The sequence below is a fragment of the Leptospira interrogans genome (assembly GCF_900156205.1).
Lineage (GTDB): Bacteria > Spirochaetota > Leptospiria > Leptospirales > Leptospiraceae > Leptospira > Leptospira interrogans.
In genome coordinates this window covers 14,269-38,391 of sequence record NZ_FTNA01000016.1, presented here as the reverse complement: position 1 = coordinate 38,391, position 24,123 = coordinate 14,269, and the positions used below count along the sequence as shown (strand labels likewise).

General features: G+C 37.1%; 17 protein-coding genes and 1 pseudogene. 5 read left to right on the top strand and 13 right to left on the bottom strand.

What is annotated here, in order from left to right; genetic code table 11:
* Positions 1-13: 13 nt before the first annotated feature.
* Positions 14-754, bottom strand: coding sequence for an SDR family NAD(P)-dependent oxidoreductase (locus BW942_RS13460; RefSeq protein WP_001074690.1), 741 nt, complete (start codon positions 752-754; stop codon positions 14-16).
* A gap of 60 nt (positions 755-814) precedes the next feature.
* Positions 815-1,588 (bottom strand): arginyltransferase, encoded by a 774-nt coding sequence (locus tag BW942_RS13455; protein WP_000615647.1) that lies wholly within the window; start codon positions 1,586-1,588, stop codon positions 815-817.
* Positions 1,589-1,971: 383 nt separating this feature from the next.
* Between BW942_RS13455 and BW942_RS13445 the strand changes: the two genes are divergently transcribed.
* From BW942_RS13445 to BW942_RS13420, 5 genes are all read left to right on the top strand, one after another.
* Entirely contained in the window at positions 1,972-2,289 is a 318-nt protein-coding gene (locus tag BW942_RS13445) for a hypothetical protein (RefSeq protein ID WP_000549325.1), read from the top strand.
* Complete coding sequence (locus BW942_RS13440; RefSeq protein WP_000628813.1) at positions 2,286-2,675, top strand: ribonuclease HI family protein; 390 nt, start codon at positions 2,286-2,288, stop codon at positions 2,673-2,675. The genes BW942_RS13445 and BW942_RS13440 overlap by 4 nt, the downstream gene beginning before the upstream one ends.
* Positions 2,676-3,020: 345 nt before the next feature.
* Entirely contained in the window at positions 3,021-3,422 is a 402-nt protein-coding gene (locus tag BW942_RS13430; protein WP_000606905.1) for a hypothetical protein, read from the top strand.
* On the top strand, positions 3,415-4,713 hold the full coding sequence (locus BW942_RS13425) for a CCA tRNA nucleotidyltransferase (RefSeq protein WP_000185977.1): 1,299 nt from the start codon (positions 3,415-3,417) through the stop codon (positions 4,711-4,713). The genes BW942_RS13430 and BW942_RS13425 overlap by 8 nt, the downstream gene beginning before the upstream one ends.
* Before the next feature lie 1,391 nt (positions 4,714-6,104).
* A complete protein-coding gene (locus BW942_RS13420; RefSeq protein WP_001220786.1) occupies positions 6,105-7,760 on the top strand; it encodes an outer membrane beta-barrel protein in 1,656 nt (551 codons plus the stop codon).
* Positions 7,761-7,789: 29 nt separating this feature from the next.
* Here BW942_RS13420 and BW942_RS13415 read toward each other — a convergent pair whose 3' ends face one another.
* From BW942_RS13415 to BW942_RS13365, 11 genes and pseudogenes are all read right to left on the bottom strand, one after another.
* The gene (locus BW942_RS13415; protein ID WP_001258003.1) at positions 7,790-7,984 is read right to left on the bottom strand and encodes a hypothetical protein; all 195 of its coding nucleotides are present in this window, start codon (positions 7,982-7,984) and stop codon (positions 7,790-7,792) included.
* A gap of 316 nt (positions 7,985-8,300) precedes the next feature.
* Complete coding sequence (locus BW942_RS13410) at positions 8,301-11,621, bottom strand: efflux RND transporter permease subunit (RefSeq protein ID WP_017861703.1); 3,321 nt, start codon at positions 11,619-11,621, stop codon at positions 8,301-8,303.
* A gap of 534 nt (positions 11,622-12,155) precedes the next feature.
* On the bottom strand, positions 12,156-15,488 hold the full coding sequence (locus tag BW942_RS13405; RefSeq protein WP_017861704.1) for an efflux RND transporter permease subunit: 3,333 nt from the start codon (positions 15,486-15,488) through the stop codon (positions 12,156-12,158).
* A 5-nt stretch (positions 15,489-15,493) separates the two neighbouring features.
* Positions 15,494-16,229: pseudogene (locus tag BW942_RS21815) on the bottom strand (hypothetical protein).
* A 1-nt stretch (position 16,230) separates the two neighbouring features.
* Positions 16,231-17,232: an efflux RND transporter periplasmic adaptor subunit gene (locus tag BW942_RS13395; RefSeq protein WP_000690698.1), complete on the bottom strand. Its 1,002-nt coding sequence runs from the start codon at positions 17,230-17,232 to the stop codon at positions 16,231-16,233.
* Between the two features lie 10 nt (positions 17,233-17,242).
* Positions 17,243-18,649 (bottom strand): TolC family protein, encoded by a 1,407-nt coding sequence (locus BW942_RS13390; RefSeq protein ID WP_000718034.1) that lies wholly within the window; start codon positions 18,647-18,649, stop codon positions 17,243-17,245.
* 147 nt (positions 18,650-18,796) lie between these two features.
* The gene (locus BW942_RS13385) at positions 18,797-19,174 is read right to left on the bottom strand and encodes a hypothetical protein (RefSeq protein ID WP_000868435.1); all 378 of its coding nucleotides are present in this window, start codon (positions 19,172-19,174) and stop codon (positions 18,797-18,799) included.
* Between the two features lie 100 nt (positions 19,175-19,274).
* The gene (locus tag BW942_RS13380; protein WP_001278053.1) at positions 19,275-19,712 is read right to left on the bottom strand and encodes a hypothetical protein; all 438 of its coding nucleotides are present in this window, start codon (positions 19,710-19,712) and stop codon (positions 19,275-19,277) included.
* 23 nt (positions 19,713-19,735) lie between these two features.
* Entirely contained in the window at positions 19,736-22,462 is a 2,727-nt protein-coding gene (gene secA, locus BW942_RS13375; protein ID WP_000615621.1) for a preprotein translocase subunit SecA, read from the bottom strand.
* A gap of 110 nt (positions 22,463-22,572) precedes the next feature.
* Positions 22,573-23,322, bottom strand: coding sequence for a type 1 glutamine amidotransferase (locus BW942_RS13370; RefSeq protein WP_001257136.1), 750 nt, complete (start codon positions 23,320-23,322; stop codon positions 22,573-22,575).
* Positions 23,319-23,930: a TlpA family protein disulfide reductase gene (locus BW942_RS13365; protein WP_001971487.1), complete on the bottom strand. Its 612-nt coding sequence runs from the start codon at positions 23,928-23,930 to the stop codon at positions 23,319-23,321. Before BW942_RS13365 ends, BW942_RS13370 begins: the two co-directional genes overlap by 4 nt.
* Between the last annotated feature and the right edge of the window lie 193 nt (positions 23,931-24,123).

Sequence of the window (24,123 nt, the reverse complement as noted above, 5' to 3'; positions counted from 1 at the left end):
TACCCTTTAATAATCAAATGGAAAGACGTCTAAAAATAAAAGAAGGAATACAACGGATAATTAAACCTACAAGGCCCCAACGTGCCGGAACATAAATATTTTCTTTTCCAGAATCTGCCGCTTTCAAAATGATCTCTGCGGCTTCTTTTGCAGAAATCAACCAAAAAAGCCCCTTCATACCTTTTGTCATGGCAGTATCTATAAAACCTGGTTTTACGGTAAGTACTTGAACACCTAACACCGAAAGACGATTTCTAAGAGCTTCTAAATACGTGTTCATTCCCGCTTTAGAAGTATTGTAAACCGGATTTCCTCTCCTACCACGATCTCCCGCGATTGAAGAAATTCCTATGATCTTTCCACTTTTTTGTTTTTGAAAAAGATTTGCTGCTGGATTGAGCCACGCTACACATCCTAAAAGATTGGTATTCAACATAGAAATATCTTTTTCTACGTCGAACTCGTCCGGTTTAATATTATGCATAACACCAGAAGCGTAGTAGATTTCGTCTAAACCTTTCATGGATTTGATCGCTTTTTGAAACACAGTTTCTACCTGATCAAAGTTTGTGACATCGTGTTTAATTACAAATGCATTCATTTTTCCAGATGAATTGAAAGAAGCCAAGATAGACTTTAACTCCTTATCTCTGCGAGCCACAAGAGTGACTGTGTGTCCCTGTTCTAAAAGTAAAGTAGCTAATTCTTTTCCGATCCCGCTAGACGCACCTACGACGATGATTTTTTTTGCCATATCAGTCCGTTCTACGGGAATAAACGGAACTGACAAGTATGATTTAAAGGTAGAAAATTCTTACCAAGAAAAGTCAGAGTATCTTTTTTGAAAATCGTCTGTTTCAATCCAACGATTTTCATTAGAAACCGGTTCCCGAATTTGTGCAGGGGTCCAATATTTTTTATAATCCATATTAGGATGACCGGGAAGAAAATAACCTAGATGAAAGTATTTCATTCCTAATTCCTTTGCATAAAGAATAGAAGAAAGAATGGCAAAACTTCCCAAACTTCTATCCGGATAGTCCGGATCATAAACGGAATATACCGCGGAAAGTGAATCGGAAGCAAAATCTAAAATCATAAAACAAAGAATCTTTCCATCTAAAGATAAAGTCATCTCCAAAGAATTTTCCTTGTATTCAAAAAGATTCCAACGCATCCCTTCTAGAAGCTCCTGATCGGATTCTTCAATTACAAAATTTTGATACCTAGATCTTTGGTAGCGAAGGTAAAGAATTTCTTTCTCCAAAGTCAGATTCGGAGATTCAAAACAAATCTTAAGATCAGAATTTTTTTTTAGTAATTTCTTGCGATTTCGACTAGGAACAAACTGATCCAAAGGAATCCGATAACTCAAACAATCTTTACAACCGCAACAAGATGTACGATAAAGAATATTTCCGTTTCTTCTAAAACCAGAATCAAAAAAAAACTGCAAAACTTCTTTTGAAATTTCTTCCGGAAACGGAAAGTATTGAATCTGACTCAAACGCTCGGGATAATAAGAGCAACTTTTCTCAGGACTGATGGGGAGAGTATCCACAAAATTTTGAAGTTTATTCTGAATCATTCTAGGAAACGATGACAGACCATATTGAACTCGTAAAGTTTTTTAGGGAAAACTCGACGAAAGAGATAGTCATTTTCAAGATGGCTTTTAGAAACTGAAGTTCTATAATACAGAACTTCATCTAAAGAATGATAAAACTGATTCTTAAAATTTATGTCAGAATAGTCCCAATTTTTTGAAAAATGCAGGAAGTTATTATCAGTTAAATTGTTCAATGGATCACCACAGAATGTGGATTAGGATTACTGTATTATTATCTCTATAAAATTGAGTATCGTGAATTTTTATCACAGAGAGCAAAAGACTGGTACTTTTTTATATAGCTCTGATTAGAGCAAAATCTTGAATACAAATTACATCTAAGGAATAAAAAAACTCTCAGAATGCACAAACTACTTAAGAACTTCGAAATAAAAAAAAGAGGTCTTCGTATCTCTCTATTTTTTACCATCGTAAGTCTGATTTCTTTTTTTACCGGAAATACAATCTTACAATTTATTCTATTAGGACTTGGATTCGTTTCTTTCCTATTTACTCTGGTTCAACCGGAGGCGTTTCATTTTTTTACGAATCTGATTTTAGAATGGATCTTAATTTTTTTCAGCGGAATCTCAAAGGTTAGTTTATTGATCCTTTATATAATTCTATGGAAACCGATTCAAGTTGTGATCGATTTATTTCGAGGAGAAAAAAATTCTTGATCACCATTTACTGTGATGGAGCTTCCAAAGGAAATCCAGGTCCATCCTCGATCGGAATCGTGGCATATATCCATGAAAAGGAAGAATTTAGAATCTCGGAACGGATCGGAGAAACCACGAATAACGTAGCGGAATGGAGCGCCCTAAAAAAGGGGATCGAAGAATGTATTTCCAGAAAGTTTGATTCCATTCATGCTTACATGGATTCTGAACTCGTAGTCAAACAAGTAAACGGAAAATACAAAGTGAAACATCCCAATCTTTTAGAATACAAAAAGGAAGTGGACAAACTCATTTCTTCCTTACATAGTTTCCAGATCACTCATGTTCCTCGCGAAAAAAATTCAGTCGCGGATAAACTCGCAAACGAAGCCTTTCGAAAATAAAAAACTGCTTTGAAATTGAAATACAGTTTGGAATTTTTATCTGGTCCTTACGATTCGGACTCATGAAAATAATACCAGAAAATGAATGGGCGATTTTACAAAGACGCAGAAATTCCCCAAAAATTATCTAACTCAAAATCGTTGGCTTTTTTGTGTGAGATCCCACATTTTAAGTTTGAAACAGGCTTAAGAATCGTATTATTTCATGCATCCGAGCGTAATAACTAAAAAATGTAGGAACTCATACGCATATAACAACCAATCACTGGTTTAAAAAAATATAATTCACCGTAAGAGACGTAATTTGTGGGAACTATTACATTAAAAAAGTTTTAGGAGAAATTTTTGATAAACTTTCGTTTTAGAACAAAAAACACATTTAAACAGACGTTTTTTCTTTGGGCAAGAATATGGTTTTGTATAACTTTATTTTATCCGATCTTTCATTGTGGACAATCCCTAAAGGATAAACTGCTCGCTCTACAAAAAGAAGAAAAATTCGAAGAGATGCTTTTACTCTGTCTTTCCGAAAAAGAAACACAAGATACAAAAAAACTTTGTGAACTCGCAACGGAAAAAACTGCTTTTGAAATCGATAAAATTCTTTCCGAAAAAATTGAACTCCCTTTCAGTCAAATTACAGTAGATCCAGAATGGAAAAAGAAAATCGATACCATTCTTGAAAACGACCAGACTCTAAAAAATAGATATGGAAATCTCTGGAAAAAAATGATTCAAAATGACTAACGTAGATCCAGTTTTATTGATTCAAAAAATTCCTAAAATTTTTCTGGAAGATATACTTCATATTACACAAATCATTCGCAAAGAAGGCGGAGAATGTTATTTAGTAGGAGGTTCGGTACGAGATTTAGCACTTTCTAAAATTCCAAAAGAATTTGATCTTACTACTTCTCTTTTACCTGAGAAAATTCTTTCCTTATTTAAAAGAACCATTCCCACTGGAATCAAACATGGAACGGTAACCGTTCTGATACAAGATCGCGCTTACGAAATTACAACCTTTCGAAAAGACGCAGACTACTTAGACGGAAGAAGGCCGGAGATTGTAGAATTTGGAGTTTCATTAAGTGAAGATTTAAAACGAAGAGATTTCACTATGAATGCGCTCGCTTTTGATTTAGAAACGAAAGCTCTCATAGACGAACATTCCGGTCTCTTGGATATTCAAAATAAAATCATCCGTACAATCGGAAATCCAATCGAAAGATTTACGGAAGACGGACTTAGACCAATTCGAGCGATTCGTTTTGTAAGTAGTCTGGGTTTTCATTTAGAACCGAACACAGCAAAGGCGATCATTCTTTGCAAAAACGTAACCGCAAAGGTTTCCAGAGAAAGAGTTCATGACGAACTGAATAAAATTCTAAAAAGTAAAAATCCTACTCCTTCTTTAAAATTATTTAAGGAATTTGGAATTTTAGAATTGTTCACCAAACTCAAACTCTATCCTGTAAAAAATGAAATCGTAGAAAATAAAATCCAAGAAGTTCCAGCGTTTCCTCTTAGTCTCAGACTTTCTTTTTTACAAGCTTGGTTATTCGGGAATTTTCAAAACCGAAATTCTGCAAAACAATTTATGAAAGATCTACGTTATTCCAATCAAAACACAAAAGAATCAATCTTTTTCTCGGATACTATTTCCGTTTTGTTGAACCATAAAAACGATTCTACACTAACCGACTCGGAAATCAGAAAAATTTTATTACATCCCGTTTGTGTTTATTCCGGGAGAGAAAATCTTAAAATTGTAATTGAACACATTCTGAATCTTGCATATATCTATGAACCAACTCTAAAATCTGTTTTCAATTTTCATAAAATATTAGATCTATTATTACAACCACAAGCTCTTTTAGTTACCGAGTTAGCTCTTAGAGGCGAGGATATTCTTGAAGTTTGTCCAAATCTCCCTCCCAAAGAAATCGGTTCTGTTCTTGGAAAACTCCTTTCTTTTGTGCTCGAAAATCCGGAAGCAAATCGAAAAGATTCTTTGATTCCTCTACTTCCAAAGTAAATAACGCAAGTTCGGTAGAAAGAATTTTCTAAAAGTATGAAATTCCTACAGTTTTAGAATCTGTTCTTACTCGAAACTGCATTATAAAGAGCCTAATCCAATAAAAGTTTATACTTTAATAATATAAACTCAACATAAAAACATCTGGGCAAATCCGGCATTACCAGACCTCTCTTTCAATTTCAGTCAATAAATTGTATAAAAGAAACATAATACGATAATATTTCGTTTTTAGTTTCAATTTAGAACGCAATCTGTTGAGCGACCCTAGAAGCCTGAGTTTGAGAGAGCGTTCTGCTAAGTTCCCCTACGCTTCCAATCCTTTCGCATTGGGTTCTATCGAATTTACATGAAACGACACTTTAGAATAAAGACTTAGCACTCAATTTTATAGGAATGAGTAAAATAAGTATCAATACGATTCTAAAATTAATGTGAGTTCGGCGTAAAGAACTCATGATTCTGAAAAAAGTTAGAGTCTGAATTTTACAAATTGATTCTTTAAATGTGGGAATTACCACAATTTATAAAATAGAAGTTTATAACAATTGAATCTGTCATACTTACTATTCGGACACATGAATAGAATACTTGGATTAGATTATTTTAAAAATTTGAATATTTTGGTTCTGCTTTAAAATGCCGTAAATCCCGAATTTGCGGTATTTTTTAAATACCACTATTTTTTTCGTAAATTCAGCCGTTAATAACTTGGTACTATTTTCATGCGTCCGGGTAGTAAGTGCAAGGAACTACCACAAAACTTAGGTTTATCTGCAAAATGATATAAGAACTACTGCAAATCACGATTTTACGAACAAATTCTAAAATTGTAGGAACTCATACTTTTAGAAAATTTTTTCAACCACCGAACTCACGTTAAAATTATTTCGCAAATCCAATGTGGGAACTCATACAGAGTTTCTTTTACTAAAAGATATCAATTCTTACGAACCGAATGGGATCTTCATAAAAGTTTTTTGAAAATAAATTTCAGCAGAACCAAAACGTGGGAACTCACACAAAGTTTCTTTTTACTAAAAGATATCAATTCTTACGAACCGAATGGGATCTTCATAAAAGTTTTTTGAAAATAAATTTCAGCAGAACCAAAACGTGGGAACTCATACAGAGTTTCTTTTTACTAAAAATTTCCGTATTATGTTCCTAAAAAAACAAAAATTCAAAAAATCCAATCATAAAAACAACTTCCATTAGCTTAAATATTAAGCAAATGAATAAAAAATAATCATATACCACAATATATTTCCTATTTAATAGGCAAAAAATTTATTCTCTAATTCAAATTATGCCTTTTTTTGAGCTAAATTCTAAATTTTAAACTTTGGCATATATTTTGCATAGTCTGAGCATGGAGATTTAGGAGAATGATGAGAATAAAAACAATAAACCTCGTTGCTTCTGTTTTTTGTCTGCTGGTTTCATCCCAGTTACTTTCTCAAACTGGAAAGAAACCGGCGGCAGATACAGTTGCCCCCGCCCCCCCCCCTTCCCAAACGATCGAACTGGAAGAAAAAAAATGGTACGATCAAGTTGAATTTTCCGGATTTGCAGACGTGTATTATATGTACAATCTCAATCCGAAACAAGGCAACGATATTGATTCAACCAGAGCTTTCGAAACCAGCAATAAGAACTTTGCGGTAAACGCAGTAGCTCTTACCATTCAAAAAGCGGCTGAAAAAAGTTCTCCTTGGGGTTTTCGAATCGACATTCAAAACGGCCAGAATAACGCATTTCAAGAGGCGCCTTATTCTCAAAGCAACAGTATCTATAATTATAATATGCTAAAACAAGCATATGTAAGTTTGTATTTCCCTGTTTTAAAAGGAATGACTTTGGATGTAGGAAAGATGGCAACTCACATAGGTTACGAAGTGCTCGAATCCATGAGCAATCCTAACTATTCCATCGGGGCAATCTTCCAAAACACAATCCCATTTATTCATACCGGTGCTCGTTTAACTACTCAGTTCACGGATAAATGGGCAGGAACTTTCTATGTATATAACAGCGGAGCCGGCACTGGTTACAATTCCCCTGCAACCGTCACAACTGCTCCTTTCAACGTAATTACAGATCCAACTTACAGTGGTAATGCGGCAGGAAAAAGTTACTTTGTAGAAGGTCAGACGGAAAGAAAGGCGATTGGAACACAGATCAAAGGCCAGCTAATCGAAGATAAACTTTCTGTAACCTGGAACACCCTCTATTCCAGTGATGGCGCCTATGCTCGAGTCGATCCTTCTAAAGCAGCAATGGCTACGGAATTATCAAGTGCTTTGGGAGATCCAAACATAGCAAAGTACAACGTCACTAATCCCGCAAGGGCAAAATACAACAAAGACTATTGGTTTATGAATCATGCGATTCTTTCTATCACTCCAACTGATAAAATCACGATCGACTTAGATTATACTTGGAGTGAAAAATCAGGAGCACTTGCTAATAACAGTTTGGATCAAAAACGGTATAACGTAGATGCAAATACCGCGGAAGTTTTCAACAAAGACACTCTTTTCTGGGGTCTGAACAATAAACGAGATTTGAAAACTACTTACAAAGCCTACGGTATTTTCGCTAAATTCAAAATTAACGAAAACTGGGGAGTGAACGTCCGTGCAGAATACATTGACGATAAACATAACAACGGCGCGTTAACCATTTTCAATCCGTTTATGGGACCCAATACTTACTTGAGTGAATTTAAAAAACTCACAGATGCTGCAATTGCAGACGCAGTCGTTGCAAGTTTAGCAGCAGATCCCAATCTTGGTCCATTAGGAATTACTAAAGAACAAATTCTTGAAGTAATGAGTGACGATTATAAAAATTACGGTGGAACCAGAAACGCGGGTCAATACAAAACCTTTACAGTTACACCCGTTTGGAACTTTACCGAAAACTTATTGATCAAACTCGATCTTCGCAGAGACTGGGCAACCGGAAAACAATTTGTAGATCAAAAAGGTGATAAGACGGATCATCAATACGGTATGACCTTAGGTATTGTAGCAAAATTCTAAAACAAAGCTACCTACTGTTTCGAATTAAATCAAAGCGCCTTTTGAAAAGAAGGCGCTTTTTTATTCGTAAAATAAAAAATTTTCATAAATTTTGTTCTGTTGTCTTGAAACATAGATCCGATGAAAAGTTTAAATGTATTTAATGTGAGTTCGATACAATAAATTCCATTCGATAAAAGTTTGTTATCACGAAAAAAATAAATGTGTAAACTTGTTGATCGCACATTGATTAAAAAATCTTGGAATCAAATTTTATTCTAAATATTTCTATCACTATTTTAACGTGAATTCGATATAACATGAAAGGATCCGATGCGAGGGAACTCAGCAAAACAATCTTTCAAACTCAGCGTATCAGGGCGCTCGACAGATCTCGTTTTAAATTGAAACTAAATAAGATTGTTACATAACCTTTCCTGTATATAATTTATTTAGCAGCGCCAGTCCGACTTAATCACAGGCAAGCCGAATTCGCCCTGATTTTCAACCGTCTAACTCACGTTATTTTAAAAAAATCATTTCTAATTTTTATACAAACCTTTAAGATTTCTTTTTCTTCTTTGTCTTTTTATCAGAAGTTTTCTTTTCCTTTCCTAAGTTAGAAGAAGATTTTGTCTCCGTTGATACATCCAATTCCTCACTCTCATATTCTTCTAATGGATATTGATCCAGATAAGAATATGGCTCTAAGTTTTGTTTTTTAGGAACGTAGTCTCTTTCCCCTACTAAAATCAAATACAAAGAAGGTAAAACCGTAAGAACTAAGAACAATGCTGAAAAAAGACCTCCCACAATTACGGTAGCAAGAGGTCTTTGCACATCAGAACCTACACCGGAAGCTAAAGTAGCTGGAATCAATCCTAAAAGAGCCAAAAGTATAGTCATAAGCATTGGCCTAAGCTGAATCACGGCTGCTTTTTTCACTGCTTCTCTTACGCTGATTTCGTCGTCTTCATGTAACAAATGATTGGTTCTAGATACAAAAAGAACTCCTGCCATGGTAGCGATTCCAAAAAGTGAAATAAAACCAACTCCACCGGATACGTTAAAATAATATCCTCTTAGCAACAGAGCGTAGATCCCACCAACAAGAGACAGAGGAATACAAGCAAGAGCAACATAAACATACTTTAGATTTTTATAAAGTAAGTACAAAACTCCAAATATAATTCCAACCGTAAGAGGGATCACAATTGCAAGCCTTGTCCCCACTCTTGCAAGATTCTCATACTGACCTCCATAACGAATTTCATATCCTTCTGGCAGTTTTATTTTTTTCTGAACTCTTTGTCTTAGCTCCGCTACAAAACCACCTTGATCTCTACCTCGTATGTTGGTTCGAACGGTTACCGTTCTCCTCCCTTCTTGACGAAAGATCATCGTTGGCCCGTCTTCTAAACTGATCTTTGCAAGTTCGGAAAGTGGAATTCTCTCTCCTTTGGGAGAAATGATCGGTATATTTTCAATTGCTCTTTTAGAACTTCTGTAATCCTTTGAAAAACGAACTACGATCCCAAAACGTGCAGGAGTTTTAGGAGGAACATCAGAAGGTCCTTCGTAAAGAGTATCGATCCTCTGCATTCCGATCGCTGCTTCCACCATTTGTTGAACGTCGTTCACATTGATTCCATAACGTGCTGCTGCTTCACGATCAATTCGAACGGTCAATTGAGGACTATCCGCTTCTTGTTCGATTCCAAATTCACTTGCACCTTTCATATCTTTAACGATTTCCAAAACCTCTGAGGCGATCTGTCTCATAATTTTAAGATCGTTTCCGGATACGAATACAGCGAGGTCTGCGATTGTTCCCATAATCGCCTCGGAAAGGTTATCCATAATCGGCTGAGAAAAACTTACCCTGGCTCCGGGCAATCCAGCTTCCAAATCATTTCTCATTCGAATGAGTAACTCTTGTTTGGTGATTTTTTCCTTCCAATCGTTGTAGTCTTTCAAACTTACTAACACTTCTAAACGATTTGGAGGTAATGGATCGGTTCCATCGTCATTTCTTCCTAACTGAGAAAGAACTACGTTAACTTGTTCATTTCTATAAATCATCTCTCTAATTTTTGGAATAAACTTTCTAGACTCCGGTAAAGAAATTCCAACCGGAAAGAAAATTCTAAGATTAAATCCACCCTCATCCATCTCAGGTAAAAATTCAGTCCCAAGAGATAATCCTCCCGCTACCAACAAAGTTCCAACAATCGAAAAACAAATCACTACAACTCTTTTGGATCTTTCTACAAGATATTCAATCAGCCTTTCGTATTTTCTTTCCACCCAATCGTAAAACGGATTGTGCCATTCGATCGGTCCCGGATTTTGAGATTCGAAATAATTGCGATAAATATATGACATCAACACAGGAATCGCGGTCATAGAAAAAATCAATGCTCCTAAAATCGCAAAAGAAATCGTAAACGCCATAGGTTTGAAAAGTCTTCCTTCGATTCTTTCAAAGGAAAAAATAGGGAGATAAGCTAGAATAATGATTAAAATGGAAAATATGATTTCAGTTCCCACTTCGGATGCGGCATCCACCGTAAAGCGCACAATTCCCTTTTTCTTATCCGTAGGAGAAGCGTCCCGGTAACGACGCATAACGTTTTCAACCATCACTACGGCCCCGTCTACGATAATCCCAAAATCAATAGCACCTAATGAGAGTAAACTGGCTGGAATACCAGTGATATTCATTAATAAAAAAGCGAACAACATCGCAAATGGGATAGTAGCGACCACAACCATAGAAGCTTTGATACTTCCGATAAAAAAGATCAGAACTAAACTAACTACTACCACACCTTCTACTAAAGTTTTACCGATCGTTCTTAAAGTATAATTCACTAGATCCGTCCTATCATAGGTATTTCGAATCTGAACTCCATCAGGAAGATAGTTATCATTAATTTCTTTTACTTTCGCTCGAATCCGTTCTCCCATAATGTTCGGGTCTCCCCAACGACGAATTGCCACAAGCCCTTGTACGGAAGAATCTACATCGATAAGTCCTTCTTGATCGTTTTGAATCGTATAACCTAAAACACCACTCGGGATCGGATGTGAAATTTCAACACTTCCTAAATCTCGTATAAAAACGGGAACTCCGTTTTCCGTTTTTACTACTATGTTTTCTATATGTTCCGGAGTACGAATCGCTCCTAAGGATCGAATAGGAAATCCCTGTTCTCCTTGTAATAATAAATTCCCTCCAGTATTTAGATTATTTTTTTGAATCGCATTGATAACGTCTTCTATCGTAAGTTTATAACGAATCAAACGATCCGGAGTTGTAACCACGTGAAATTGTTTTGGTAAACCTCCAAATGTAACCACATCGGCGATTCCAGGAATTGAAAGCATCTTAGGCATGATGTTCCAATCTTGAATCGTCCTAAGTTCCATCGGAGTATGATTGGCTTTTGACTCCACTACATATCTATAAATTTCACCAACAGGGGAACTCATAGGACCCAAAGTAGGTTCCACTTCCGAAGGAATATCCGCGTCCCTAACTCTTTCCAAAAGTCTGGTTCTTGCAAAGTAATCATCAGTTCCGTCTTCAAATACAAATTGAAATACTACAAGACCATTGATCGTTCTAGACCTTCTAACTGCAACCTTGGGAATCGCGTTTAAAACCCTTTCAATTGGAATCGTAACTCTTTCTTCTACTTCTACGGCGGCCTTTCCTGGAAATTTAGCGATCAGACAGACCTGTGTATCAGCAATATCTGAATATGCTTCTTTTCTAATATCAATCCAAGCCCAAATTCCGAAAACGATTGCGCCTACGGAAGCCGCCAAAGTAGCGACACGAAAACGCATCATCCCTTCCAGTAAATTTCTGATCATAATTTCAATTCCTTGGTTAGGAATAATTTGAGATTTTTATCTTAAAAACGAAAAATTGAGCCTTCCAGTTCATAAATGAAAGACATTTCTAAGAGATATTCGTAAATTTTAATACGTTAAACGGTGAAATTTCTCAAGTTCTTTGTTTTAAAAACCCAGCAAACGAAACGCAAAAATTGATTTGTCAACACATTTTATTAAGATCCCATTCGAAGAAATATCTAAAAATTTCACCGTGAACTCTGTTATTTAAAATTGTTGTGAAAAATCTGTGAATTTAAAAGAAGTGCAAGCATTTTTTATAACAAAATGCAATTTGAAAAAGAAATCAAAACTTTTCTAAAACAATAGAGTTGTTGAAAAATTCCATAGTGAAAATTCGTAAAATTGCTTCAATTGTCCATTTCAATTCAACAGAAACAAATCAAGAATTAATTTTTCAACAACTCTAATATTTAAAGCCAAATTTTAGTTCGAACCAAAAAGAAAAGGATTCACCTTGGCGACTTCAACCCACAGTGAATCCTAAAAAAACTAAATATCCTTTTTAGTTTTTTTATCTTTATTTGATTTTAACTTCTTTCTGCTTTTCTCGGTTGGAGCTTGATATTCCTCATCATCACTGATAGTAGAATATTCAGGTTCCGGATAAATAGAAGCATAATCACCGCTTAAACTTTTGGAAGAAGAACCTTTACTTTTTACATCTTCTTTACTTCCCATCACTAGAATATAAAGACTAGGCATTACGGTTAATACTAAAAAAAGCGCTGAAGCAAGCCCACCCACCATAACGGTCGCGAGAGGTCTTTGCACATCTGAGCCAACTCCGGACGCCATCGTTGCAGGAATCAACCCTAATAGCGCCAGTAACATAGTCATCAATCTAGGTCTAAGCTGGCTGACCGCAGAAAGAATAGAAGCTTCTCTCACAGACATCATAATATCATCATGACGAAGATGATTTGCTTTGGAGACAAACAAAATCCCAGCCATCGTAGCAATTTCAAACAAAGAAATAAATCCTACTCCCGCGGAAACATTAAAATAATATCCTCTTCCAAGAAGCGCATAAATTCCTCCTAAAAGAGAAAGAGGAATACAAGAAAGGGCAACAATTACAGATTTCAAATTACGATAGAGCATAAATAAAAGTCCGAAAATGATTCCAATCGTTACAGGAATTACAATGGCTAATTGCTTACCGACTCGGGCCAAGTTTTCATACTGACCTCCATATCGGACCTCGAATCCTTCTGGAATTTTGACTTCTTTTTTGACCTTTTCCTGTAATTCAGCTACAAACCCACCTTGATCCCTCCCTCTTACGTTCAATCGGACCGTAATGGTTCTTTTACCATCCTGTCTAAAAATCATCGTAGGAGAATCCTCCTGAGTGATCTCCGCCAACTCGGAAAGAGGGATCCTTTCTCCCTTAGGAGAAATGATAGGAATGTTTGCAATCTCTCTTGCAGACTGACGATAATCTTTTGCAAAACGAACAGCAATGCCGAATAACGCCCTTTCTTTGGGAGGTGTATCCATAGGACCTTCGTACAAATAACTGATCGGTTCCATACCAACCGCAGCCTCGATCACATTTTGAATATCGCTGATGTTGATCCCATAACGAGCGGCAACGGCTCTTTTCAAACGAATCACAAGTTGTGGAGCAGGTCCTTCCTGTTCAATCCCGTATTCACTTGCCCCTTTCATTTTAGAAACTATATCTAAAATTTGTTGAGAGATATGACGCATCTCTTTTAGATCCTGACCAGAAACGAAAACCGCAAGATCGGCAATAGTTCCCATAATTGCTTCGGAAAGGTTATCCATAATGGGCTGGGAAAAACTTACCTTTACACCTGGTAATCCTTCTTCTAAATCGTTTCTCATTCGAATGAGAAGTTGTTCTTTAGTAATCTTCTCGTTCCAGTTTTTATAATCTTTTAAACCAACATAAATTTCCAATCGGTTTGGAGGTAGCGGATCCGTCCCGTCATCATTCCTTCCATATTGAGAAAGAATCATATTTACTTGTTCGTTTTTATAAATCATCCCACGAATCTTAGGGACAAATTTCTTTGCTTCGGGAAGAGAAATCCCCACAGGAAAATAAAGACGAAGAGTAAATCCACCCTCATCCAGAGAAGGAAGAAACTCAGTTCCAAGAGACATGCCCCCTACGATCAAAAGTCCTGTGACTCCTGTAAATGCAATCATCACTACTTTTTTAGAACGATCTACTAGATAGTGTACGATTTTTTCGTATTTTCTTTCCACCCATTCGTAAACGGGGTTATGCCATTCAATCGGTCCAGGATTTTTAGATTCAAAATATCTTCTATAAAAGAAAGACATTAGAACCGGAACTACAGTCATCGTAAACAATAAGGCACCGAAAATCGCAAACGACAAAGTAAAAGCCATAGGCTTGAAAAGTCTGCCTTCAATTCTTTCAAAAGAAAAAATAGGAAGATACGCCAAGATGATGATTAGGATCGCGAATAAAACTTCGGTTCCTACTTCGGTTGCACAATCGTAAGTGAAGCGGACAATTCCTTTTTGTTTTTCCGCGGGAGTAGCGTTTTTATAACGACGCATGATGTTTTCCACCATCACCACGGCGCTATCCACTACGATCCCAAAATCTACGGCCCCCAAAGAGAGAAGACTTGCGGAGATCCCGGAAGAATTCATCATCGTAAACGAAAAAAGAAGTGCAAACGGAATCGTGGCGACTACTACAATAGAAGCTTTCAAACTTCCGATAAAAAAGATCACCACCAAACTCACGACCGCAATCCCTTCGAGTAAAGTAGTTCCCACCGTTCTAAGGGTATATTTTACCAAATCTCCACGATCGTATGTGTTTCTAATTCTTGTACCTTCCGGCATATAACGATCGTTAATTTCTTTGACCTTGGCTCGGACCCTTTCTCCAAACGCGTTTGGTTCCACCCATCTTCTCATAGCGACTAACCCCTGTACAGCGGAGTCTACATCGATCAGACCTTCTTGTTCGTTTTGAACCGTATAACCTAAAACACCACTCGGAATTGGATGAGAAATTTCCACAGAACCAATGTCTCTCACATAAACAGGAACTCCGTTCACGGTTTTGACTACAATGTCCTCTATGTCTTCCGGAGTTCTAATTGCACCCAAGGAACGGATCGGAAGGGATTGTTCCCCTTGTAAAAGAAAATTTCCACCTGTGTTTAGGTTATTACTTTTGATCGCTTCGATCACGTCGGCAACTGTTACGCTATAACGAATCAGTTTTTCGGGAGAAGTTACAACGTGAAATTGTTTAGGCAAACCTCCAAACGTAACTACATCCGCAATTCCAGAAACCTGAAGTAGTTTTGGAATTACGATCCAATCTTGAATTGTTCTAAGCTCCATAGGAGTATGAGTTCCAGCAGTAGACTCAACCACATATCGATATACTTCACCTACAGGAGAACTCATAGGCGCAAGAGTCGGGGTTACTTCTTCCGGAATAACAACGTCTCGCACTTTTTCCATCAAACGCATACGAGCAAAATAATCATCCGTTCCTTCTTCAAAAACGAATTGGAAAACCACAAGACCATTGATCGTTCTAGATCTTCTTACGATCAAGTTTGGAGTAGAATGAAGAACCCGTTCAATCGGCATCGTTACCCTCTCTTCTACCTCGAGAGTGGCTTTACCAGGAAACTTTGCAACCAGACGAACCTGTGTGTCCGCAATGTCAGAATATGCTTCTTTGCGAATGTCAAGCCAGGACCAAACCCCAACCGCCAATAATAGAGCCGCTGCGACTAACGTAAAAAATCTATATCGTAAAGCCGATTCAATGAGTAAGTTTAAAAATTTCATGAATATTATCTCGTATCAAACAAATAGCCAACTTGAATGAGCAACTGAGGATTTTTATAATCCCCTTTGCCGATTCCTCCACCGAGCTGAAGAAAGAAATTACCTAATAAAAAGTCGTAAGTCAAACCCACGTATTGTTGATTCAAATGTACTTTCTGTCTATCTCGGCTTTCATACTCTAAATACATGGCCAAGTCAGGAGATTGTTCCGTTACATAAGAGCGAATGATCAAATCTTCATAAGTAGGATCTCTATGTTGATAACCCGGAAACGAAGAACCACTCGGATATGAATTTTGACCACCTCTACCAATTTCGGGTTGAAAAGGATCTACTTCAAAAGCCCCAAATACAATCGAAACACTGTGAGCAATCACTGGAGTTTTCCAAAAACTATACCCAATATCTACCTGGCCCCCCCCACCAATGAGTATTCCATTTTCCACCAGAAACACGAAACACCACGTCTTTGTAGTAATAACCTAGATTTAGATTGATACTACCAGGAGAGCCAATGCTTGCACCATAAACTAAAAAATTGGTAGATTTAGGAAGGGATTTGCCTTTGAGAACGTCTTCTGTATATTCTTCCTTGCCGATTTTAGTTTTTTTATCTGGATCTTCTACCCATTCGGGAGAAGGATCCGACTTAGAATCGGAAGGGGATTTTTGATTCTGGCTCTGAGCCCAAACAGATACATTCAAAAAACATAATATTATAAATAAGACCAATTTTTGCATATTAAAAACCAAAACTGAGTCCCTTTAAAAGAATAGAACCTTGAACGACAACTCGATCGCCTTTGGTCAAACCTTCAATAACGTTCACTCGATCTGTAGTCGAAATGCCTAAAGTTACTTCGCGTCTTACAAACTCATGCGGAGCCTCTTCTACAAAAACATAGTTCTGGCCTTCTACTGTAACAATCGCGTTAAACGGAACCACAACCGTGTCGTTCGCCGTGTCTTCCGGAAACTTAACATTGGCAAACATACCCGGTTTGAGTTTGTAACCTGCATTAGAAATCACGATCCGAACCTTAACGGTTCTAGTCATAGGATCTACGTTGTCGCCGAGAGCTTCCGCGGTTCCGGACCATTCTTCGTTTGGAAAAGAGGAAAAACGAACCTTTACCCTTTTTCCTTTTTTAAGTTTAGAAAGTTGAGATTCAGGAACATCACTAATGATCCAAGCGCTCTGAGCTCCGGATTTACCAAGTAGAGCCGGGTTTAAACCGACTGCACGTAACTTCCCTTCAAACTCAGCCAGCTCGGCCTGATCATTGTTCCTTTGAGTTTCGGCTTCGATAAGATCCTTTTCGGTTGCCACTCTATGTTTAAACATATCTGTAATCCGTTCGAAGTTTTTAATTGAACGAACCAAACTATTACGAGAGTGAACATAACCTACATAGAGATCGTTAAGTTCGGCAGATTCAAAAAGAATAATCCTTTCTCCTCCACTCACAGAAGGAGAAGTAGAAGCAATTAGACGCGCAGGAGCGTCTACGTTGATAAACTCTCCATCCTTTCCAATTTCTTTTGTTTGTATAATTTCAAGACCTGGACTATTTTCTTTAAATTCGATTTTTTCTCCGTTTTCTGAAATGATCGGTTTGCTCGGAGGAAGTTTTGTCTTTTTATCTACTCGATTGGAAAGTCCCAAAATCGCCAAAGAAACAATTGCGATGACTATCGCCGCTCCGGTAATTAAAAGTGTTCTACTTGTAAAATGTATCTTCATATCGGTTTCCTCACTTATTCTCCGTGCCGCTCTCGGCTGACTTGAGTTTTGGAATCAGGACTCCCTGCCCAACGGAAAAATTAACTCCTTCAATAGCATCCATTCGATCGGTCTGAAGTTTTAACATTTCGACTATACTGGAACGATACGTTTCAAAAAAATCGGCAAATTCTAAAATTGTAATATAACGTTTTTCATAACTTAGAATCATATCCTTAGAGAGATCCGTATATTCTCTCGTATAAGTATTTTTGAATTTTTTATAAAGTTCGTCTTTCACTCGAGCGGTTTCAATGGAAACGGCCACTTCATTTTCGACTTCTAAAAGAGTGTTTTTAAGTTCCTGCTTTCTGGAAAGTACTGCCTTTTCAGAAGCTTTAATATTTCCCTGGTTTCTATCGAAAATCGGAACGTTTAACTGAGCCGTAATCCCCCAATAGTTCTGAAACGCAGTTCCTCCCCGATTGTACATGGGCCCAAACGCAAGATCCGGAATGGCGTTCGCGTGTTGCAATTCTAGATTGGCTTCTTCATATCGAAGAGCTTGAACCGCTTTTTTAAGATCGGGTCTTTTATTTCTTGCGACTTCTAAAAGTTCTTCCCTTTTTAATTTTGCAGGTTCCAATAAATCTAAATTTTCTTCTACGATTTCCGGAACGATTTTAGTTTCTGGATTTTTAAGAGAATCGTCGTTTAACAAAACCCTTAGATCGGCTTCTCTTTCCAAAATTCGAATATTCAAATCTTCTCTTTCTTTTTTCAAAAAGAAATAAAGAGCTTTTAAACGAAGTACTTCCGCTTGAAGAATTGCCCTTCTTTTATAACCCATTTCCGCCGAAGATACGGTTTTACCCAAGGCCTCCAAACTTTGATCATAAAAGGAAATCGCCTGTCTATAGTAATAGATCGCATAAAACAACTTCCTTAATTTTGTAACAAGTCCTCGAGCCAAATCATAAAATTCTTGTTCGCTCATTCTAGCGTTCAGTTCGGCCACACGAACTCGTTTACCAATTTTCCCGCCTAACAAAAAAAGTTGCTGAATTTGAACAACTGTTTGTCCTGATCTTGAAAAATCAAAATAACGTTGTGTAGGTTCCGCGTAGATACTCTGATCGATAAAAATATTCGGATTCGCGTAAAGTCCCGCTTGTTCAATCCCTGCTTTACGCGCGTCTATGTTAAAACGAGACGCGAGTAAAAGTAAGTTGTTACGCCAAAGTTTTTCCTCTGCGGTTTTTAAATCTAAAACCCTTTCTTTTTCAAAGGTAGGTTTTTCTTCCCAGTTCAGTGAATTTTTAGATTCTTCGTTTTCTTTCGGGAAGATAGCAGAATCCAAAACTTCTGTTTTCGATTCCTCCGAAAAAACACAAATCGTAAAAACAAGGAAAAAAAGTAAAATGAAAATCTTTTTCATAGGTTTTCCAGAAATGATGGTTTGCTGATTCAGTGTACAGTTCTCCACGTTTATATTTGATTTTCCTTATACTTCGCGTACAAACCGAGTTTGTAGTAAAAGTTTATCGTAAAGATTTGAGGAACCTGATAGGGCTCCGTAAAAAAATCAAACCGTTGGAGGTGGTAAATTCAAAAGGAGAGAAGATAATAAATAGCTAAAATAGGTTTTAGGTGCGTTGAACTTTCCGGAAAAGTAATGAACTTCCACTTTTGAAAGTTCGAAAGAACCGGAGAATACGAGATCTAAAAAATCGTAACGTCCTCTCGTATAAATTGTAAGATCCCTGGTTTCGATACCGGATTGAATTTCAGAACGCGTCTTATGTTGCGATTGACTGCGAATCTTTTTCGCAAGAGTGGAATGAACTTCCCTACCTCGAACGTCTAAAAAAGCAAGATCAAAGGTTCCATCTTCTTCACAAGGTAATACAATTACCGCTGTAAGAACAAGAATCAGAAATCGATGGATCCAACGGACCTTCATTCCTCCACGATTCTAAGGCTAAATCTGACTTACAAACGTTTTTCGATTTTTAATGCTTAAAAATACAGCACCGGTTTGTTTTTTTAAGGTCTAACTCGATTTAAGGAGCTACGTGTTCTACTCGTACTACAGTTCCATTTCGCATCAAAACTCTGATTTCTAAATCAGGTTTTACGCCAAGTTTATGTCGACTGACCGGTCTGGTATAAATATAAGCTTCTATTCCGTTGGTTCTAAACTGAACTTGATCCGGATTTCCTAAAAACTCTTTTACAAAAATTCGATTTTGTCCCTGTAAATTATCTTTGATTTCGGATCTAAGTCTGAGATTCTTTTCAATTTCCGGATCTAAAACAGTAGTTTGATTCTTTTCAGTTTCCGTTTGAATTTCGGTCTTATCAGAACCTAAAACTTGTTTGAGAACTAGTTTCTCACATTTTTCAGAGTCCTGAAATGTTTCCATACAATCCGAATAGATTTGTTTTGCGGTTCCTTTTTGAGGTTCTGTTGTTACACAATAAAATAGAACGCAGGACAAAATCGAAATGAAGACAGAAAACCTCAGCGTTTTCTTCTCCGGCTTGTCTTTCTTTCGGTTCCCCCACCAGAGCTGGTAGTAACCGTTACACTGGAACCGTTGGACTGAGAACGATTTAAATTGCCACCTGAAAATTCTTGAAATCCTCCGGTAATTTCTTGCCCTACTTTTTTATATTCTTTTTTTTCTTCCGGTAGTTTAGAATTTTCTGATACTTCCACTCGAAAGATGAAGTTTACAATTTCGTTTTTTAAATTTTCGATCGCAGTGTCGAACATTCTAAAACCTTGAAGTTTATATTCTACAAGAGGATTTCTTTCACTATAACCTACGGTCCAGATTCCTTCTCTTAAATGATCCATGGAATAAAGATGTTCTTTCCAACGATGATCTAAAATATCCAAGAATATATTTCTTTCGAGTAACTTCCAAATATCTTTGCCAATCTTTTCTGCTTTGGATTCGTATTTCAACTTTGCAGTAGAACTTACTTTTTCAAAAAGAGATAGTTGTGGGTTTTTAGATTTTTTAAATTCTACTTCGTCAATCTGTAGGTTCAAATCTAAGCCATCGGACCATTCTTTCAATGATTCTAAATTCCAAGCAGACGGATTATTTCCCTCGCAGTGAGTTACGATTTGATTTTCTACAGTCTCTTCGATAAAACCTGAAATTAAAGGAGAAATATCTTCGTTTTCAAGCACCTCGTTTCTCATTTTATAAATTACGATTCGTTGACGATTCATCACGTCGTCGTATTCAAGAAGGTGTTTACGAATATCAAAGTTATGACCTTCCACTCGCTTTTGCGCTCTTGCAATCGCGTTACTCACCATTTTACTTTCGATCTCTTGACCTTCCGGCATATTGGCCCATTTCATAAGCCCGGAAATTCGGTCTGAACCAAAAATTCTCATAAGATCGTCTTGAAGGGACAAATAGAATCGACTCGAACCAGGATCACCTTGACGACCAGAACGACCTCTAAGCTGGTTATCAATCCGTCTCGCCTCGTGTCTTTCCGTTCCTAAGATATGAAGCCCTCCTGCAGCCAAAACTTCCTCGTGATTTTTTTTCCAAATTTTTACGGAACTTAGAATTTCAGACGCACGTTTTTGTTTGGTTCCAGAATCCATTTTTTGCATTAGAGATTCTGCATATTCAAGATTTTGTCTTAAAATGGATTCTTTAAACTGTTTTACAATTTCGTCTTCATCTTTCCAAGTTTCTAGATTCTCTTTATAAAGCTGAGCTCCTCCTAAAACGATGTCGGTTCCTCTTCCCGCCATATTGGTGGCAATCGTAACGGCGCCAGGTTTGCCAGCATTTGCAACGATTTCGGCTTCTTTTTGATGAAACTTAGCGTTTAATACGTTATGCTGGATTCCAGCCGAAGCTAACATTTTAGAAAGAACCTCCGACTTTTCAATGGAAATAGTTCCTACAAGAACCGGCTGTTTTTTAGATTGTAGCTCTCGAATTTCAGTTAAAATTGCTTGGAACTTTTCTTTTTCAGTACGATACACACGATCTGGAGAATCCTTTCTTTGAACAGATACGTTAGGCGGAATTACAATCACGTCTAAGTTGTAGATTTTTTTAAATTCCTCCGCTTCGGTGTCCGCGGTTCCAGTCATTCCGGCAAGCTTATCGTACATTCTAAAATAATTTTGGAATGTGATAGAAGCGAGAGTTTGAGATTCTTTTGCGATTGTAACGTTTTCTTTGGCCTCAATCGCTTGATGAAGTCCGTCGGAATATCTCCTTCCTTCCATAGGGCGACCGGTAAATTCATCTATAATTACTACTTGACCTTGTTGAACCACGTAGTCCTTATCCACTCTAAAAATTTTATGTGCCTTCAAAGCCTGGTGAACGTGATGAACTAGATCGACGTTCTCAGGAGCGTATAAATTTTCGATCGAAAGTATTTCTTCAACGTGAGAAACACCTTTTTCAGTCAAAAGAACGTTACGCGCCTTTTCATCTACTTCGAAATCTTCACCTTCTGAGAGTTTAGGAATGATTTTATTGACACGAACGTATTTATCAGTCGCTTCGTCGGAAGGACCGGAAATGATCAAAGGAGTTCTTGCCTCATCAATTAAAATTGAATCCACCTCGTCTACGATCGCAAAAAAATGAGATCTCTGAACCTTATGATCCTTATGAGAAACCATATTGTCTCTTAAATAATCAAAACCGAATTCGTTGTTGGTTCCATAGGTGATGTCTGCGGCGTAAGCCACCTTTCTTTGTTCATGATCCATATCGTGTTGAATTACACCGACTGAAATCCCTAAAAAGTCATAAATTGGTTTCATCCAATTCGCGTCTCTTTTGGCAAGGTAATCGTTTACTGTAACAACGTGTACACCATTTCCCGCAAGAGAATTGAGATAAACTGCAAGAGTAGAGGTAAGAGTTTTTCCTTCTCCAGTTTTCATTTCGGAGATGTTTCCACCATGCAGAGCGATTCCGCCCATCATCTGCACGTCAAAATGTCTCATCCCCATTGTACGAAGAGAAACTTCTCTTACTGTGGCAAATGCCTCTGGAAGAATTGAATCTAAGGATTCTCCTTGTACAATTCTTTCTTTAAACTTTTTCGTTTGAGAAGAAAGAGTGGAATCGTCCATTCCCTTTATACTTTCCTCTAAAGAATTAATTTGTCTAACGATTGGGATGAGTTTTTTTAAATCTCTCTCAAATTTACTTCCGAAAACCACCCGGAGAATGTTTTGAATCATATTCATTTTTCCGTATATTCTATTGTTTGAATTATTACTTTTAAGACAATCGTGCCGATTCCAAAAATATTTTAACTCTTAGGATAACAAGATTTCTTCTTTAAATTTTATCATCCGCTTTTAGCAGTCATAGCTTGAGAACTCAAAAGAGCACGATGATTTGTCTCAAAACCAGTAGAATGATCCAATATTTTTTCAAAAATACTACCTCCTACTTTCTCCATCTGAGACCTCAAAAATTCCGTTTCCGGTCCGGGAATCCAACCCGCAGAACGAATAAAATCAGAATGTGCCTTCTGCCAAATGGAAAGCATAGAAGCAGTAATTTCTAAGTGGCATTGAATTCCAAAAATTCGATCTTCGAAAGAAAACATTTGATTGGAATACTTTTCACTTTTTAAAAGACGTTTTGTTCCTTCAGGAATCGAAAACACGTCCTCATGAAGATGAAACGCCGGAAACGAAGAAATTCCATCGAATAAAAAATGAGGCTCTTGAACCTGAACGTCGTAAAATCCGACTTCGGGTCCATTTTCCCCTCGTTTGACTTCACCACCCAGTGCCTTAGAAATAATTTGTGAACCAAGACAAATTCCGATTACTTTACAATTTGGAATAGATTTCGCATAACGCACTAAATTTAACCAAGGTTCAAAAAAATCGGCAAGAGAATGATCTGTGACAGACTGTGGCCCACCTAAAAGTACAATTAGATCAAAAACGAGATGAGCGTCCGGAAGTGGTTTTACTCGTAAATCGTATGCGTTGTGATAGGTAATTTTATAATTTCTTTTTTTTAAAGAATTAAGTAGAATTCCTGGACCTTCACAATCCTTAAATCGAACGATCAAACTTCTCATGAAGACCCAGCCATCCTTTTAAAAAATAGTATCTTCTGATCTATGCTTAGTCTTTCTAGATTTCCCTCTTCGCTAATGGGTCCAATAAAATTATAATATAGTACAAAAGGTTTTGTTTTAAAAAGAAGGGTTTCGGGAGTTCCTGTAATGATAGAATTGGTTCTACTAACTCGAAACGGCTTTTTCATTAAAATCGTCGGGACTTGAATTTTATATTTCTGAATTTCATCCTTTACCAATGGTATCGCCTTGGTCAACATTTCATCTTCCGACATCACCTCCGAGTCATCGAAAAATAAAGATGGGTCAATCGCCATATAAAATTGGACCTTAGGATCCTTTTGCATTTCCTGATAGAGATAATTGAGAGCCGGTATTTCTTTAATACAAGGAACGCAATTAGGACCGTACACGTTTAAAATCAATCTAGATGCTTTCACTTCGGAAAGTCGAACGGATTGTCCATCTAGGGTTATTCCTTGAAATTCCTGAACGCCTAAGTTGGATTGTTCCGACAGCGCACAATAAAATCCCGACAAACTGAAAATAAAATAAAGAAAAAATCGATGGATCACGTTACGAATACGAGAATTGGATTCCAAATTCATGGATAATACCAGTAGAAAGCCTAATAGAGGGAAATTCAAGGAATAAAAATCAAAGGCCATCGTAGCTTAAAAATAACAGCGACCGTTTTCTATTTTGAAAGAAACAGAAAGTTGGGTCAAAATTCCATTTCTAAATTTGTAAGAGTTCCTACATTTTCAAAGTTCCACTCTAAATCTAAAACCTTGTAAGAGT